We start from the raw sequence: 17784 nt of genomic DNA on the forward strand, positions 1-17784 counted from the left end.
AAAATATTTTTTTTACTTATCTAAAAATGATAAATATCAACTTTCTGTAAACATAGTTTTTTGTAAATTTGTTATATCTAAAATTTACATTATAATTATGAAATATAGAATCGAAAAAGACACTATGGGACAAGTAAATGTTCCTGCAGACAAATATTGGGGTGCACAAACAGAACGCTCTAAAAACAACTTTAAAATTGGTGCTCCGGCTTCTATGCCCTTAGAAATTGTTTATGGTTTTGCTTATCTTAAAAAAGCAGCTGCATATACAAACGCAGAATTAGGTGTTTTAACAGAAGAAAAAAGAGATTTAATTGCACAGGTTTGTGATGAAATTTTAGAAGGAAAATTAGACGACCAATTTCCTTTAGTTATTTGGCAAACAGGTTCTGGTACACAATCTAACATGAATGTGAACGAAGTAATTGCTAATAGAGCGCAAGAAATTGCAGGAAAAGTAATTGGTGAAGGAGAAAAAGTGATTCAACCAAATGATGATGTAAACAAATCACAATCATCTAACGATACATTTCCTACAGGTATGCACATTGCTGCTTACAAGAAAATTGTAGAAACTACAATTCCAGGAATTACACAATTAAGAGATACTTTAAAAGCAAAATCTGAAGCATTTAAAGACGTGGTAAAAATTGGTAGAACGCATTTAATGGATGCAACTCCACTTACTTTAGGTCAAGAATTTTCTGGTTATGTTGCACAATTAAACTTCGGTTTAAAAGCATTAAATAATACTTTAGAGCATTTATCTCAATTAGCATTAGGTGGTACAGCAGTAGGTACAGGAATGAATACTCCTGCAGGTTACGATGTATTGGTTGCTAAATATATTGCAGATTTTACAGAAATGCCTTTTATTACTGCAGAAAATAAATATGAAGCTTTAGCAGCTCACGATGCTTTAGTAGAAACACATGGAGCCTTAAAGCAAATTGCAGTTTCTTTAAATAAAATAGCAAACGATGTTAGAATGATGGCTTCTGGTCCAAGATCTGGAATTGGAGAAATTATTATTCCAGCAAACGAGCCAGGTTCTTCTATTATGCCAGGAAAAGTAAACCCTACACAATGTGAGGCAATGACTATGGTTGCTGCACAAGTTATGGGTAATGATGTTGCCGTAACAATTGGTGGTGCTCAAGGGCATTATGAATTAAACGTTTTTAAACCAATAATGGCTGCAAACGTTTTACAATCTGCTCAATTAATTGGAGATGTTTGTAAATCTTTTGATATAAATTGTGCTGCTGGTATAGAACCAAATCATGCAAGAATTACAGAATTGGTAAATAATTCTTTAATGTTAGTTACTGCTTTAAATACTAAAATTGGGTATTATAAATCTGCAGAAATTGCAAATACTGCACATGCAAACGGAACCACTTTAAAAGAAGAAGCAGTACGTTTAGGTTATGTAACTCCAGAACAATATGACGAATGGGTAAAACCAGAAGAAATGACGGGTAGTTTAAAATAAAAATATTAATTTTACATTATCTAAAAGCTGCATATCTAATGCAGCTTTTTTTGGCTAAAATAAATAAATCATAATAACAGAAAATGAAGATGAACAAACACGAAGAATTTATGAGCGAAGCTGTAAAAGCAGCTTTAAAAGGAATGAATAACAATGAAGGCGGTCCATTTGGTTGTATCGTTGTAAAAGATGGAAAAATAATTGGTCGTGGAAATAACAAAGTTACTTCTACCAACGACCCAACTGCACATGCAGAAGTTACAGCAATTAGAGATGCTTGTAAAAATATTGGTTCTTTTCAGTTAGATGGTTGTATTGTGTATACTTCTTGCGAACCTTGCCCTATGTGTTTAGGTGCCATTTATTGGGCTAGACCAGACAAAGTTTTTTACGGAAGTAATCAGCAAGATGCCGCAAAAATTGGTTTTGATGACGAGTTTATCTACAAAGAAATTCCTTTACCTTATGAAAAAAGAAGTATTCCCTTTGAACAAATAGGTAGAGAAATTGCACTAGAGCCTTTTAATAAATGGGCAGAGAAACAAGACAAAACTGAATATTAAGTTTTAAAAAATATAATTAGTGTCAACCTAAATTATGAACAAAAAAAAAGCATCGAATTAACGATGCTTTTTTTTTGTATTATTTCTTTTTAAATAAACTAGATATTTTTGAAAAGAAACTTATATTTTCTTCATTTTCATGATAACCGTTACCATATTTCCCATAACCATAACCGTATCCATAGCCATAACCGTAACCATAACCGTACTTATTTTTAACAGTAAAGTCGTTTAAAACATAACTAATATTGGTTACTTCCTTGTTTTTATATTTATCATCTATCATTCTCATCATTCCTTTTTCTGAATAATCCTGACGAATAACATAAATAATGGCATCACCATATTTAAACAGCTCTAATGCATCAGAAACTAAACCTACTGGAGGTGTATCAATAATCACATAATCATATCTTTCTTGAAGACTTTTAATCATTTTATCTGCTGTTTCATTCAGCAACAACTCAGAAGGGTTTGGAGGTATTGGCCCTGATAAAATAAGATCTAAATTTGGTATTTTAGTGTTAATTATAATTTCATCTAATGTCTTTTGGTTAATTAAGTGATTTACCACACCAACATCATTAGGCAAATCAAAATCATCATAAATTTTAGGTTTTCTTAAATCTAAACCTATTAATACCGTTTTCTTTCCACTTAAAGCAAAAACGGTTGCCATATTAATAGAAATCATTGTTTTCCCTTCTCCACTCACAGACGAGGTTAAAACTAATGTTTTAGATTCATCCTTTTGTGCATTCTTAAACAAAAATTGAATATTAGATCTTAACGCTCTAAAAGATTCCGATACCGAAGATTTTGGTTTATCAAAAACAGCTAAATTATTATTTCCATGATTTTTACCCACAACTCCCAAAACTGGTATTGCATAATTATTTTGAATATCTTCTGCAGTATGAATTTTATTATCTAATACCTCTTTAGTTATGATGTAGAATAAAGGAAAAACAATTCCTAACATTAAACCTACTAAATAATTAAAACTTGGTACAGGATAGACAGGTCCATTACCTAAATCTTTTGCGGTATCTATTATTTTAACATCAGACACATTTGCAGCGATTGCAGATCCAGCTTCGTAACTTTTTTGCTTTAAGTAATTATAATTTGCTTCAGAAATTTGATAGTTCTTTTCAAACTTTAATAAACCCTGTTCTGTTTTAGGTAATTTTTTAAGTTTACTTTTATAAGTAGATAATTCAGTACTTAATTTATTTATTTTATTTTGATTTACTAATTTTAACGTAGCTATATTTTCTAGTAAATTAGCTTTCGAAATATTAAGTTCATTACTTAATTTTATAATCTGTGGATGGTTGTCTGTTACTGATCCCCTTAGCCTTTCTCTTAAACTAGATAATTGTATGAGAGTAGCTATTTCTCCAGAAATTTTTCCATCCTGAACAGCTATTAAAGCAGGAACCGGTATGTTTTCTCCATAAGTATCATGAGAAAGGATATAACTTCTTAAATTATTTAAATAGTCATTAAACTCAAAAATATTTTTTTTCTCTTGCTCTATTTCTATAGTTTCATTAAAAACAACACTACCTTCTTCCGATAAATTATAAATATTATTTTTCTCCTTAAAAACACTTAATTCTTTTTCTATTCGCTGTAAACTATCTTCTAATTGCGTAAATAAAAGTTCGATATAATCTTTAGTTTTTTTAGCATAAAGAATTTTTTGTTCTTGTTTATCTTCATCAAGAATTACAACAGTTGCGTTTAGATAATCTACAATTCTATTTTTATTCGTCCCCCCTTTAGATAATCTAAGCATAGAAGCTCCATTTGCGATACCAGCAACAGAAATAGACCTATTGCTACCTACTGTACCATCAAAACTAGCAAATTGAATATAAAATTTTTCTCCAACAGTAAACTTTTTAGTCTTTTTTAATGAAAAATTAAAAAAATCTGTATTTACTTGTTCTCCTATTTTATACTCTTTCGAAAAAAGTGGAGTAGAAAAATGGTGAAGACTTGTTTTATTGGTATCATAGGTAATTAATTCACTAGAAGTTGCCTCTTTAAGATCAAATGATAAATTATAGGTATTCTCTCCGGTAATTTCTATCTGTATAAGTTTCCCAAACAGTTGAGGTTTACTTGTATCTAAATCCACAACAAACGGAGTGTAACCATAAACATCTTCTAATCTATATCTATCCTCTTTTAAATAATTTATAAAAAAATTTAATTTTCTAACTACCTTTTCATTATGAGTTCTAGAAGTTAAAACTACTTTAATAGTTTCTACAGCATCACTTTCTCCTCCCCAATTAAAAGCAATGTTTGTACCCGTAGAAAACAATGGATTATTCTCTTCCTTTACAGAAATTACAGTATTTAGATTATAAACTTTAGGTTTATAGTCATTCATAAATTTAGCAACAATCAATGCGATAACAATTGTTACAAAAAAAAGTTTCCAATAAGATAAAACCTTAAAAACATACCCTTTAACATCAATATTGGCCTGAATAGTACTGCTTTTCAATTTATTTAAATTATCCATAAATCTCTATAGGTTTCTTGCTAATAAATAAGTAGTACTAACCAATGAAAGTATCGAAACTATAGTAGCTAGTGCTCCAAGACCAGTAGTACCTGTCCCCCATGTTTTCTGTTTCAATGGAATAACGTTTATAATATCATTTGGTTTAATATAAAAAACTTCAGAGTCAAAAGCATTTATTTGTGTTAAATCGATTGTGAATTTTTCAGTTCCAGTAATTGAATTTCTAATAATTTCAACTTTTCTTTTATTTCCTAATGTAGTAATATCTCCAGAACTAGAGATTGCATCTATAATAGAAAGTTTGTTCTGAAAAATAACATTAGGCCCAGGACTTCCTATTTCTCCAATAGCAGTATATTTAATTCCTGCTAATTTTACAGAAACAAAAATTTCTTCTTCAGTCCTAATGAATTTTTTTAATTCATTTTCAAGTTTTTTCCTAACCTCCAGTTCGGTATAACCTAAAACATTTATTTCTCCTAAAGTAGGCATTCTTATATTTCCATAACTATCTATACTATATCCAGAAAAAAATGATGCTCCTGCACTTGCACTTGTATTAGCACTTCCTCCTCCACTTCCAGTTGATTGTTTCTTAAAAACAGAAACTAACGACTCATCGTTAGATTTAATATCAATATTTAAGATATCATCAACCTGTAATTTATAGGGTATATTATTTATTCTTTTAATTTCTTTTCTAGCAACAGGTTCTCCTTGTAGGTAAATTATATCCTTAGCAGGTATACACGAAAAAAGAAAAGGGATGAATAATAGCAGTAAAAAATGTTTTCTCATTGTAATTTTAATCATGAATAGGTACAAATATACTTTTTAAAAGTGGTTTACTATAATTTTATTTTACTTTCGTCTTTTATATAAAAATGATTTATTTGATAACAGAATATTTAAAATTTCTCACAAAATCTTCCAATCAACACGGTGTTCACTCTCCTTTTGTGTATGATTTAGTAACCAAATGTTTTTACAAAAAAACAGATGCTATTTTAGTTAAATTATTTTCTAAAAACAAGCAACAACTGTTAGACAACAAAACTTTTATAAAAGTCACAGATTTTGGTGCAGGATCTAAAATTTTTAAAAATAATAACCGTCAAGTTTCTAAAATTGCCAAAATTGCTGGCTTATCAAACAAAAAAGCAAAGTTACTAATTCGTATAATTCAATATTTTAAACCTAAAAATATTTTAGAAATTGGTACTTCGTTAGGGTTAGGTACTTCTGCTTTTAAAATAGGGAATATAAATTCAATTATTACTACGTTAGAAGGATGCCCAGAAACCAGTAAAGTTGCCGACAATTTATTTTCTAAAAATAATTATAATGATATTAAAATTATAACAGGCGACTTTAAAAAGACTTTGCCAATCGCTATCAAAAACCAACAATTCGATTGTATCTATTTTGATGGAAATCACACAAAAAAAGACACCTTACATTATTTTAATGCTTGTTTAGAGACCATTACTAATAATTCAGTTTGGATTTTTGACGATATTTATTGGAGTGATGAAATGAAAGAGGCTTGGATAGAAATTAAAAATCACAAAAAAGTAACCGTTACGGTAGATGTTTTTTACTGGGGAATTGTTTTCTTCAGAAAAGAACAGAAAAAAGAACATTTTAAAATAAGAGTTTAACATTTTCTTAGAAAATAAACTTTGTAACTTTGGCTTTCTAAAATTTTGCAACTAATATTATGAAAATATACACAAAAACTGGTGATACTGGTACAACTGCACTTTTTGGGGGAACAAGAGTTAAAAAATACAATTTACGTATAGATAGTTACGGAAATATAGATGAACTAAACTCTTATATTGGTTTAATCAAAGATCAAGAAATCAGTACACCTATTAAAGAAGCTTTATTAATAATTCAAAATGAGTTATTTACTTTAGGAGCAATGTTAGCTACTCCACCGGAAAAAGAAACGCTAAAAAACGGAAAAGAAAGACTCAATATTCCAAAAATTGATGAAACTTCTATTCTTTTTTTAGAGGAAGAAATAGATAAAATGGATTTAGAACTTTCTCAAATGACTCATTTTATTCTTCCCGGAGGTCATCAAACAGTGTCATTTTGTCACATTGCAAGATGCGTTTGCAGACGTGCAGAACGTTTAGTTGTAGAACTAAACGATCAAGAAAATATTAATAATGACATCATAAAATATTTAAACCGACTTTCTGACTACCTTTTTACGTTGGCACGAAAGTTGTCTAAAGACTTATCAGTAGCGGAAATCAAATGGATTCCCACAAAAAATTAACACGTTCTTTTTTTATCGATTTGAAGTAGTTTTAAATTTTATTTCACACTTAAATCATTAATTTTAAGATATTAACAAAATTATAAAATAACTTCTCCATATATTTCTTAAAAAAGACTTGTATAATTCAGTAAAAAAATTATTTTTGCACAAAATTAAACATTAAGAAATGTATTGGACATTAGAATTAGCATCTTATTTAGCAGATGCACCTTGGCCAGCAACCAAAGACGAATTAATAGATTATGCTATTAGAACTGGATCTCCTTTAGAAGTAGTAGAAAACCTACAAGACATAGAAGATGAAGGTGACGCATATGATTCAATTGTTGAAATATGGCCAGATTATCCAACCGAAGATGATTATCTTTGGAATGAGGATGAATACTAAACATAATAATTAAATTTAAAAAGTCTCTAAAGAGGCTTTTTTTTTGTTTTCTCCTAACCTAGAAAGCTATTTTTCAGGCTTTTAAAAAACCTGATACGGAACTATAATGCAGTTATTAATTTAATTGAAAATAACATAATAAATGAATATTTTAAATTCAGTAATCAAAATTTTTGTTGGTGATAAACAACAAAAAGATTTAAAAATTTTACAACCAGTTGTTGATGATGTAAAAAAATTCGAAATAGAATTTTCTAAACTTTCTAATGATGGTTTAAGAGATAAAACCATAGAGTTTAAACAAAGAATAAAAACAGCTACAAAAGAATTTGATGATAAAATTACTGGATTAGAAGAAGAAGCTAAAACAGCAGACATCGATCGTCAAGAAGACATTTATACAGAAATAGATTCGTTAAAAGATGAAGCATATAAAGTTTCTGAAGAAACTTTACTTAAAATTATGCCAGAAGCTTTTGCCGTAGTTAAAGAAACCGCAAAACGTTTTGTTGAAAATAAAGAAATAGAAGTTACAGCCTCTCCTTTTGACAGAGAATTATCTGCAGAAAGAGACAATGTTACCTTAGAAGGTGATAAAGCTTTTTGGGCGAATTCTTGGGATGCATCTGGTAAACCCGTTACTTGGGACATGGTTCATTACGATGTTCAATTAATTGGTGGTTCTGTTTTACACCAAGGTAAAGTAGCCGAAATGATGACTGGAGAAGGTAAAACATTGGTTTCTACCCTACCCGTTTACTTAAATGCACTTACCGGAAATGGAGTTCACTTAGTTACTGTTAATGATTATTTAGCAAAACGTGATAAAGCATGGATGGGACCTCTTTTTGAGTTTCATGGTTTTACAACAGATTGTATCGATTATCATCAACCTAATTCTGACGCTCGTAGAAAAGCCTACAATGCAGATATTACCTATGGAACAAATAATGAATTTGGTTTCGATTATTTGCGTGATAATATGGCTAGCTCTAAAGACGATTTAGTGCAAAGAGCTCCAAATTACGCTATTATTGATGAAGTAGATTCTGTTTTAATTGATGATGCTAGAACTCCATTAATTATTTCTGGACCAGTACCACAAGGAGACAGACATGAGTTTACAGAATTAAAACCTTTAGTGTCTGATTTAGTTACGTTACAAAAACAACATTTAGTAAGTGTTTTTGCAGAAGCTAAAAAATTAATTGCAGAAGGTAATGATAAAGATGGTGGATTCTTATTATTAAGAGTTTACAGAGGTTTACCTAAAAATAAAGCATTAATCAAGTTTTTATCTCAAGAAGGAAATAAACAAATCTTGCAGAAAACAGAAAACTATTACATGCAAGATAACAACAAATTAATGCCAGAAGTAGATGAAGACTTATGGTTTGTTGTTGAAGAAAAAAATAATCAAATTGATTTAACGGATAAAGGGATTGCTCATTTATCAGAAAAAACAGCAAATGACAACTTTTTTGTATTGCCAGATATTGGAGTCAAAATTGGTGAAATAGACAATTCAGAAAGTAGTAAAGAAGAAAAAACGGCTCAAAAAGAAGAACTATACAAAGACTTTAGCATCAAAAGTGAGCGTATTCATACAATGAACCAGCTTTTAAAAGCTTACACAGTTTTTGAAAAAGATGTTGAGTATGTTGTTATGGATAACAAAGTAATGATTGTTGATGAGCAGACAGGTCGTATAATGGACGGTCGTCGTTATTCAGATGGTTTACACCAAGCTATTGAAGCAAAGGAAAATGTAAAAATTGAAGATGCTACACAAACTTTTGCTACTGTAACTTTACAGAATTACTTTAGAATGTACAGAAAACTGTCTGGTATGACAGGTACTGCTATTACAGAAGCTGGTGAATTATGGGAAATCTACAAATTAGATGTTGTAGAAATTCCTACTAACAAACCAATTCAAAGAGATGACAAAGAAGATTTAATCTACAAAACTGCGCGTGAAAAATACAACGCAGTTATAGAAGACATCGTAAAACTAGTTCAAGAAAACAGACCTGTATTAGTAGGTACAACTTCTGTAGAAATATCAGAATTATTAGGTAGAATGTTACAAATGCGTAAAATTCCTCATAATATTTTAAATGCAAAATTACACAAAAGAGAAGCAGATGTAGTTGCAGAAGCTGGTAAACCAGGTGTAGTTACCATTGCAACAAACATGGCGGGTCGTGGTACAGATATTAAATTAACCAACGAAGTAAAAGACGCCGGTGGTTTAGCTATTATTGGTACAGAAAGACACGATTCTAGACGTGTAGATAGACAGTTAAGAGGACGTGCAGGAAGACAAGGTGATGTTGGGTCAACTCAATTTTACGTAGCTTTAGATGACAATTTAATGCGTCTATTTGGTTCTGACAGAATTGCAAAAATGATGGATAGAATGGGCTTAAAAGAAGGTGAAGTAATTCAGCATTCTATGATTAGTAAGTCTATTGAAAGAGCACAAAAGAAAGTAGAAGAAAACAACTTTGGTATTCGTAAACGTTTGTTAGAATACGATGATATTATGAACGCTCAACGTGAGTTTGTTTATAAAAGAAGACGTCATGCCTTAGATGGTAAACGTTTACAGGTAGATATTGCAAATATGATTTATGATACCTGCGAATCTATAGTAAACGCCAACAAAGCAGCTAAAGATTTTCATAATTTTGAATTCGAATTGATTAAATTTTCTTCAATGACTTCTCCTTTTTCTGAAGATGAATTTGAAAAACTTTCAGAAAAAGAAATTACAGATAAATTATACGATATTGTTACTGAACATTATAAAAACAAAATTGAAAGAAATGCCGTTTTAGCATTTCCTGTAATTAAAGATGTGTTTGAAAATGAAGGTGATAAATACGAACGAATTGTTGTTCCTTTTACAGACGGAACCAAATCTTTACAAGTTGTTACTAACTTAAAAGAAGCTTATGAAAGTGAAGGAAAAAGTTTAATTACAGATTTTGAGAAAAACATCACTTTAGCAATTATTGATGAAAACTGGAAAGATCATTTACGTAAAATGGATGATTTAAAACAATCCGTTCAAAATGCATCTTACGAGCAAAAAGACCCATTATTAATTTATAAGTTTGAAGCTTTTGAATTATTTAAAACTACGGTAGATGACATCAACAAAGAGGTATTGTCTTTCTTATTTAAAGGAGAATTACCAAACCAAGATGTAAATCAAATTTCTGAAGCACGTCAACAAAAAAGAGAAAGTTTAAATACCTCTAAAGCAGATGTTCAAAACTCTACAGAACAAGCCATCCAAAATTCTAAACCTCAACAATCAGAACCTATTGAAACCATTGTTAGAGACCAACCTAAAATTGGTAGAAATGAACATGTAACCATTAAAAATGTAATGAGTGGTCAAGAAAAAGAGGTTAAATACAAACAAGCTATTCCTTTATTAGCAAAAGGAGAATGGGTTTTGGTGAATAATTAAAATATTTGTTAATAAAAAAACAAACAATTAAAAGAAAGTCAATTGAAACTAGTTTCAATTGACTTTCTTTTTTTTATTAAAAAATCAAAAAATAGTAATTAAACTTGTAATCAATTATTTGAAAAAAAAGCTCCAACGTTAGTTGAAGCTTTTTCCTCTCTTAATTCAAATTCAATTCAATGAAGTCTTTTGATTTCGTTTTTACAAAAGTTAGCGATTTGGAAAAATTAATCAAAAATTGAACTGTTTCTTGTTTAGGTTGCATCCGAAAATCCGAAGGCTTTTTAGAGTAAATTTGCATCATATAGTTAATTTAATAAACTGGTTATAAACAACTAACGACACCTTTTTTCTTTTATTGTTATTCTACCAAAATAATTTTATGCTTTTCTATTAATTTACGCATATTTATAAGTGCATAACGCATTCTACCGAGCGCTGTATTAATACTAACTCCCGTATTTTCGCTAATTTCTTTAAAACTCATATCTTTATACATACGCATTACCAAAACTTCTTTTTGTTCCTCTGGTAACTCATTTACAAGCTCTCTTACATCATTATGTATCTGCTCTTGTATAATTTTTTTTTCTGCATTTAAGTTACCATCACCCAACACAGAAAAAATATCAAATTCATCTGTATTTTTAAATGTTGGCATTCTATTCATTTTTCTAAAATGATCTATCACCAAATTATGAGAAATTCTCATAACCCAAGGTAAGAATTTACCTTCCTCGTTATAATTTCCTTTTTTTAATGTTCTAATAACTTTTATAAATGTATCCTGAAAAATGTCTTCTGTAATATCTCTATCTTTAACTTTACTATAAATAAAGCTAAACAGTCTTTGATGATGTCTTTTAATTAAAACCTCTAAAGATGCTTCATTTCCTTGTATGTAATCACTTACTAAAGTACTGTCTGTAATTGAGTTTTTTTGCATCATAACCACTTTTAAAGAACATGTTGTTCTTCTATTTTATTATTAAATTAATAATTTAAAAGTAGTTTTTTATGTATATGATTCTAATTTAGTGATGCTTATGAAATGTAAATATCCTTATTATTTTTCAAATCAACAAATAAATTAACAAAATTCATTAACATTTCTTTTATATTGGCTTAAAAAAAAGGTATTTTTATAGCTTATATTTTTGATGAATGAAGACTGACATTTCTAAAGTAAATCCTAAAGAAAACATTATAATTAAAGGAGCTAGACTCCACAATTTAAAGAACATAGACGTAGTTATACCAAGAAATAAATTGGTAGTTATTACAGGTCTTTCTGGTTCAGGAAAATCTTCTTTAGCTTTTGATACGTTGTATGCAGAAGGTCAAAGACGTTATGTAGAGAGTTTAAGTTCTTATGCGCGTCAGTTTTTAGGAAAATTACACAAACCTAAGGTAGATTATATAAAAGGTATTGCCCCTGCAATTGCTATTGAGCAAAAAGTAAATTCTACAAACCCGCGTTCTACAGTAGGTACCTCAACAGAAATTTACGATTATATAAAATTATTATATGCCAGAATTGGTAGAACCTTCTCTCCTATTTCTGGTAAAGAAGTAAAAAAAGATACGGTTTCGGATGTGGTAACTTTTGTGAAAGAGTTTAGCGAAAGAACAAAACTATTACTGTTAGCACCTATTTCTATTGATGAAAACCGCAACTTAAAAACAGTTTTACAAGTTTTAGAGCAACAAGGATATGCCCGTATAAAATGGAATGATAAGGTATATAGAATTTCAGATTTTCCACAAGGCGAATTTAAAAATGAACCTTTACATTTGGTTGTAGATAGAATTGTAACTAAAGACGATGAAGATTTCTACAATCGATTGGCTGATTCAATTCAAACTGCTTTTTTTGAAGGAAAAGGCATTTGTTTTATAGAAAATTTAGCAGACAATAAAGTTACAGAATTTAGTAATAAGTTCGATTTAGATGGAATGTCATTTCTAGAACCCAATACACATTTATTCAGTTTTAACAATCCGTATGGTGCTTGTCCTACTTGTGAAGGGTATGGAAATGTAATTGGTATTGATGAAGATTTGGTGATACCAAATACTGGTTTATCAATAATGGAAGATTGTATTTTTCCGTTTAAGACTCCTTCTTATATACATTATAAGGAAGACTTAATAGACGTTGCGTATCAATTTGATATTCCTATTCATAAACCTTGGTTTGAGTTAACCGAAGAACAAAAGGAATTAGTTTGGAACGGAAATAAATCCTTTAACGGAATACATCATTTCTTTACCGTTTTAGAAGAAAAGAGTTATAAAATACAGAATAGAGTGATGCTTTCTCGCTACCGCGGAAAAACAAAATGTACATCGTGTAACGGAAAACGTTTAAGACACGAAGCTAATTTTGTAAAAATAAATGAGAAAACAATTTCAGATTTAGTAACACTTCCTTTAGATGAATTGGCTCCTTTTTTTAAGAACATAAAACTAGATAAATACGAAGAAAAAATAGGAAAACGTTTGTTAACAGAAATCAACAATCGATTATTATTTTTAACCGATGTTGGCTTGTCTTATTTAACCATCAACAGAACTTCTAATACACTTTCTGGTGGTGAAAGTCAGCGTATCAATTTAGCAACTTCATTAGGTAGTTCTTTGGTTGGTTCTATGTATATTTTAGATGAACCTAGTATTGGTTTGCATCCAAAAGACACAGAAAGATTAATTGGTGTTTTAAAAGATTTACGAGATTTAGGAAACACCGTTGTTGTGGTAGAACACGACGAAGATATTATGCGAGAGGCCGATTATATTATAGATATTGGTCCGGAAGCCGGAACTTTTGGAGGTCATGTAGTTGCAGAAGGAAACTTTAAAGAAATCTTAAAATCAGAATCTTTAACAGCAAAATATCTAAACGAAGAATTAAAAATAGAAGTCCCTACAAAACGTAGAACTTATAGAAATAAAATACAAATTATTGGTGCCAGAGAAAACAATTTAAAAAATGTAGATGTTACATTTCCTTTAAATTGTTTGTCTGTAATTACCGGAGTTTCTGGCTCCGGAAAAAGTACGTTGGTTAAAAGTATTTTGTACCCAACAATGCAAAAAAAACTGATTGGTCACGGAGAAAAAGTCGGTCAACACACAGATGTTATTGGTGATTTTGATACTTTAAAACATGTAGAATTTATCGATCAAAATCCTATTGGTCGTTCTTCTCGTTCCAATCCGGTAACGTATATTAAGGCTTATGATGATATTCGTTCATTGTTTGCAAATCAAAAATTATCAACCATCAGAAATTACAAGCCCAAACACTTTTCTTTTAATGTAGAAGGCGGTCGTTGTGAAGTTTGTAAAGGTGAAGGAGAAGTTACTATTGAAATGCAATTTATGGCAGATGTGCATTTAGAATGCGACGTTTGTAACGGAAAACGCTTTAAAAAAGAAGTCTTAGAAGTTAAGTTCGACGGAAAATCTATTGATGATATTCTAAACCTTACCATCGATGATGCTGTTGCTTTTTTCTCGGAAAATTTAGTTCCTAAAATTGCCAGTAAATTAAAACCGTTGCAAGATGTTGGTTTGGGCTATGTAAAATTAGGCCAATCTTCTTCTACCCTTTCTGGTGGAGAAGCGCAGCGTATAAAATTGGCTTCCTTTCTAGTAAAAGGAAACACCAAAGACAAGGCATTATTTATTTTTGATGAACCTACAACAGGTTTACATTTTCATGATATTAAAAAATTATTAGCGTCATTTAATGCTTTAATCGACAAAGGACATTCCATTATCGTCATAGAACATAATATCGAGTTAATTAAATGTGCAGATTATATTATAGATTTAGGTTTAGAAGGTGGTAAAAATGGTGGAAACCTTATTTTTCAAGGAACTCCAGAAGAATTAATTAAAAATAAGGAATCTTATACCGCTAAATATTTGGCAGAGAAACTGGTTTATTAGAAGCTATTTCCTGCTATCACTACTCGCTTTTTTTATCCTTAAAAAAGGACTAAAAAAGAGCTCAGACAAACCGTTCTATCAGGGCTAGACTAGTTTGTTTACTAATTGAAAAACTAAGACTTTTTAGCTTATTTAATGGTGAAAAAAAAGCTTTTAATTAAACTATTTTTTAAGTTTACAAAAACAGAAAACTATTATGTATAAAATTTTAAATTTAGTACTCTTAATATTTAGCTTCTCTACATTGCAATCTCAAAATTACAATAGTTATTCTAAGCAATTTAATTCACTTTATGGAGCTAAAAATGAAGTAGACATTACTCATTTAAAAAGGTTTGGTTTTCAAGATGTATTTAATTACAACGATAGAGATTTTATAGAGAATAAAGATTCTGTGCATGTAATTTCTAAAATAAAATATGTTTCTATAAAAATTTCAGAAAATTTAGATGTTAAAGCTATCATAGAAAACTTAGAAAGCTTACCAAATTTAGAATATATACGATTTAACACACCTGCTGCGTTATTTAGGGACGGAAAAGTAGAAAACATAGTTTTCCCTAACAATCTTTACAAACTAAAAAACGTAAAAACAGTTTCTCTAAAAGGAGACTTTTATTGGAATTATGATGTTTTTATTAATACAGTCTCAAAACTACCTAATTTAGAAAACCTATCTTTAATTTATGCTTCTTTTCCTAGTAAGGTTTTTCAAAATCCTAATTTTCATAAATTAAAACATTTACTTGGCTTATCTTATTCTGGTTCTAATAAAATTCAGTTTCCAGAAAGCATAAAAGAATTCACTAACCTAACATCTTTAAGTTTAAGTTTTGACTCAAATGAAAACTCGAAAAAAGAATTATCTAAACTCTACTATTTACCTAATTTAAAATTTTTAAATCTAAATTATATTACTATAAAGGATATAAGTTTATCTAAATTTAAATATTTGAAAGAACTTTCTCTTTCATCAGTAGAAATTAAAAATTCAGATAATTTCTTTTCAGATCTTTCTAAAATAAAGTCTTTAGAATCATTAATATTATTAAACAATAAACTGTCATTTCCAAAAGAAATTCCACTTTTAAAATCGTTAAAAAACTTTTATAGTTCTAATAATTCTTTAGGAAAAACATTACCAAATAATTTTTACAACCTTACTAATCTTAGACGTTTAGAAATTCAAGGAAGTAAAGTAGCTTCAATATCAAATGATTTAAATAATCTTAAAAAACTTAAAATTTTAAAGTTATATTTCAATGAAATAAAGACCTTACCTAATAATATTAATGGTTTATCTAACTTACAAAAACTATTTTTAAATAATAATTTAATTGAACAATTACCTGTTAATATTGAGCTTCCAAAGTTATCATATTTAAATTTAGATAATAATAACATTCAGTATTTACCAAATTCTATAACAAATTTAAAAAATCTTGACACTTTAAATTTAGAAGAAAATTATATTAAAATACTTCCTAAAGATATAGGAAGCCTAAAGAGCCTTAAACAATTAAATTTAGAATTAAATGATTTTACAGAACTACCTAAATCAATAAAAAAACTAGAAAATTTAGAAAACCTTAATATCTCTAGAAATAAAATAACAGAATTACCATCAAATTTCGGTAATCTTCATAAACTTAAAACATTAGATGCAGGCTTTTGTTTGTTAGAAAAATTGCCAACATCATTTGGTAAATTAAAGAGTTTAGAAAAATTAGTGTTGACAAATAATAATTTACAATCACTCTCTAAAAATTTTGGAGAACTTGAGAATTTAAAAAAGCTATATCTTTACAATAGAGAATATTATAATTTTGTTTTTGACAGAAACTTTAAAAGAGATTCTACCATAACTTTAAAGGTTTTAACAAATAATATAACTGCATTACCATACTCTTTTTCCAATTTATCAAAATTAGATTTTATAGAACTTTCTTTAAATCAAAATATTGATGAAAATATTTTATTTGATATTCTTAAAAAATCAAAATTTAAAAATTATATAATTAATTTAGAAAAATGTAATATTAAAAAGTTACCGGATAATCATTGGAATACAATAAAAGCAGCATCTATAGATATTAGAGATAATTTAATTACATCAATTCCAAAAGATATAGTAAATGCTGAATATCTAAATGAATTAAATTTAAATAGAAATAAAGGAATAAATACCTACAGAGCTAATAAAACACAACTCCAATTACTTTTTGTTGAAGAGGGTTTTATAAAGGAGCAAGACTTAGAAAAAACAGATGAATTGGCAATTGCTTATGCAAAAACAGCAAATAGAAAGATTAGACATAAAGAATACAAAAAAGGAGTTGAATATGCAGAAAAAGCATTTTCTATAAATAAAAAAATAACTAATAAATATTTATATAAAGATAGTTATATAGAAGCTTTATATTATTCAAAGAATTATCATAAATCTATTTTGTTTGCTAATAATCAAATAAAAAAAGACACTTCTGAGCATGTACGCTTTTTAAACTCTATTATTCCTAATTTTAAATACAAAGCTAAAAGTGAGCTTGCAATAGGTGATACTATTCAAGCATTAAAAACGTTAGAAATAGTTAGTACAAAGTTTAATGGAAATAAATGGACTGAAGCAGGAATGTTATCAAAAAAAATAAATAAAGATTCTCTTTCTAAAAAATACTTTGAAGAATCTTATCAATTTTATAAAAAATACATTAATAATAATCCTAAAGCCTGGGGATATCATTTAAGCTTAATTGAAGCCTATATAATTGGTGATAATATAGAATTAGCTAAAGAACACATAAAAAATATAAAATTTTTAAAAATTGATGATAAAAATTACAGTTCTTTAGTATCATATTTTGAAATAATTATAAAAATAATTGAAAAAATTAACTATACTCCTAATTTTGCAGAATTTAAAAATTCTTTAGAAGAGAATAATGTCAACTTAAAAAGTTGGAGTTTTCAATTAATTGAAGACTGGGTTCAGTTAGCTAGTTTAAATAAGACTCAGAAAATAAAAATAATTAGATTAAATAATCTTTACAAATAGA

Annotated in this window: 11 protein-coding genes; 8 read left to right on the forward strand and 3 right to left on the reverse strand. The window is 28.7% G+C overall.

Annotation, left to right across the window (positions count from 1 at the left end):
- Window positions 1-97: 97 nt before the first annotated feature.
- Window positions 98-1495 (forward strand): class II fumarate hydratase, encoded by a 1398-nt coding sequence (gene fumC, locus JOP69_RS05720; RefSeq protein WP_203394388.1) that lies wholly within the window; start codon window positions 98-100, stop codon window positions 1493-1495.
- A gap of 89 nt (window positions 1496-1584) precedes the next feature.
- Complete coding sequence (locus JOP69_RS05725; RefSeq protein ID WP_203394387.1) at window positions 1585-2058, forward strand: nucleoside deaminase; 474 nt, start codon at window positions 1585-1587, stop codon at window positions 2056-2058.
- Window positions 2059-2137: 79 nt separating this feature from the next.
- Here the strand turns inward: JOP69_RS05725 and JOP69_RS05730 are convergent, their stop codons facing one another.
- Window positions 2138-4600, reverse strand: coding sequence for a polysaccharide biosynthesis tyrosine autokinase (locus JOP69_RS05730; RefSeq protein WP_203394386.1), 2463 nt, complete (start codon window positions 4598-4600; stop codon window positions 2138-2140).
- Window positions 4601-4606: 6 nt separating this feature from the next.
- Window positions 4607-5401, reverse strand: coding sequence for a polysaccharide biosynthesis/export family protein (locus tag JOP69_RS05735; RefSeq protein WP_203394385.1), 795 nt, complete (start codon window positions 5399-5401; stop codon window positions 4607-4609).
- An 86-nt stretch (window positions 5402-5487) separates the two neighbouring features.
- Here JOP69_RS05735 and JOP69_RS05740 point away from each other — a divergent pair, with 86 nt between their 5' ends.
- The 4 genes from JOP69_RS05740 to secA all read left to right on the forward strand — a co-directional run bounded on the left by JOP69_RS05740 (window position 5488) and on the right by secA (window position 10771).
- Window positions 5488-6264 (forward strand): O-methyltransferase, encoded by a 777-nt coding sequence (locus JOP69_RS05740; protein ID WP_203394384.1) that lies wholly within the window; start codon window positions 5488-5490, stop codon window positions 6262-6264.
- A 59-nt stretch (window positions 6265-6323) separates the two neighbouring features.
- A complete protein-coding gene (locus JOP69_RS05745; protein ID WP_203394383.1) occupies window positions 6324-6896 on the forward strand; it encodes a cob(I)yrinic acid a,c-diamide adenosyltransferase in 573 nt (190 codons plus the stop codon).
- A 169-nt stretch (window positions 6897-7065) separates the two neighbouring features.
- The gene (locus JOP69_RS05750; protein ID WP_065318236.1) at window positions 7066-7287 is read left to right on the forward strand and encodes a DUF2795 domain-containing protein; all 222 of its coding nucleotides are present in this window, start codon (window positions 7066-7068) and stop codon (window positions 7285-7287) included.
- A gap of 142 nt (window positions 7288-7429) precedes the next feature.
- The gene (secA, locus tag JOP69_RS05755; protein WP_203394382.1) at window positions 7430-10771 is read left to right on the forward strand and encodes a preprotein translocase subunit SecA; all 3342 of its coding nucleotides are present in this window, start codon (window positions 7430-7432) and stop codon (window positions 10769-10771) included.
- A gap of 361 nt (window positions 10772-11132) precedes the next feature.
- Here the strand turns inward: secA and JOP69_RS05760 are convergent, their stop codons facing one another.
- Entirely contained in the window at window positions 11133-11717 is a 585-nt protein-coding gene (locus tag JOP69_RS05760) for an RNA polymerase sigma factor (RefSeq protein WP_203394381.1), read from the reverse strand.
- A gap of 218 nt (window positions 11718-11935) precedes the next feature.
- Here JOP69_RS05760 and uvrA point away from each other — a divergent pair, with 218 nt between their 5' ends.
- The gene (uvrA, locus tag JOP69_RS05765; protein ID WP_203394380.1) at window positions 11936-14728 is read left to right on the forward strand and encodes an excinuclease ABC subunit UvrA; all 2793 of its coding nucleotides are present in this window, start codon (window positions 11936-11938) and stop codon (window positions 14726-14728) included.
- A gap of 196 nt (window positions 14729-14924) precedes the next feature.
- Complete coding sequence (locus JOP69_RS05770; protein WP_203394379.1) at window positions 14925-17783, forward strand: leucine-rich repeat domain-containing protein; 2859 nt, start codon at window positions 14925-14927, stop codon at window positions 17781-17783.
- Window position 17784 lies beyond the last annotated feature (1 nt).

Source organism: Polaribacter sp. Q13 (assembly GCF_016858305.2).
GTDB lineage: Bacteria > Bacteroidota > Bacteroidia > Flavobacteriales > Flavobacteriaceae > Polaribacter.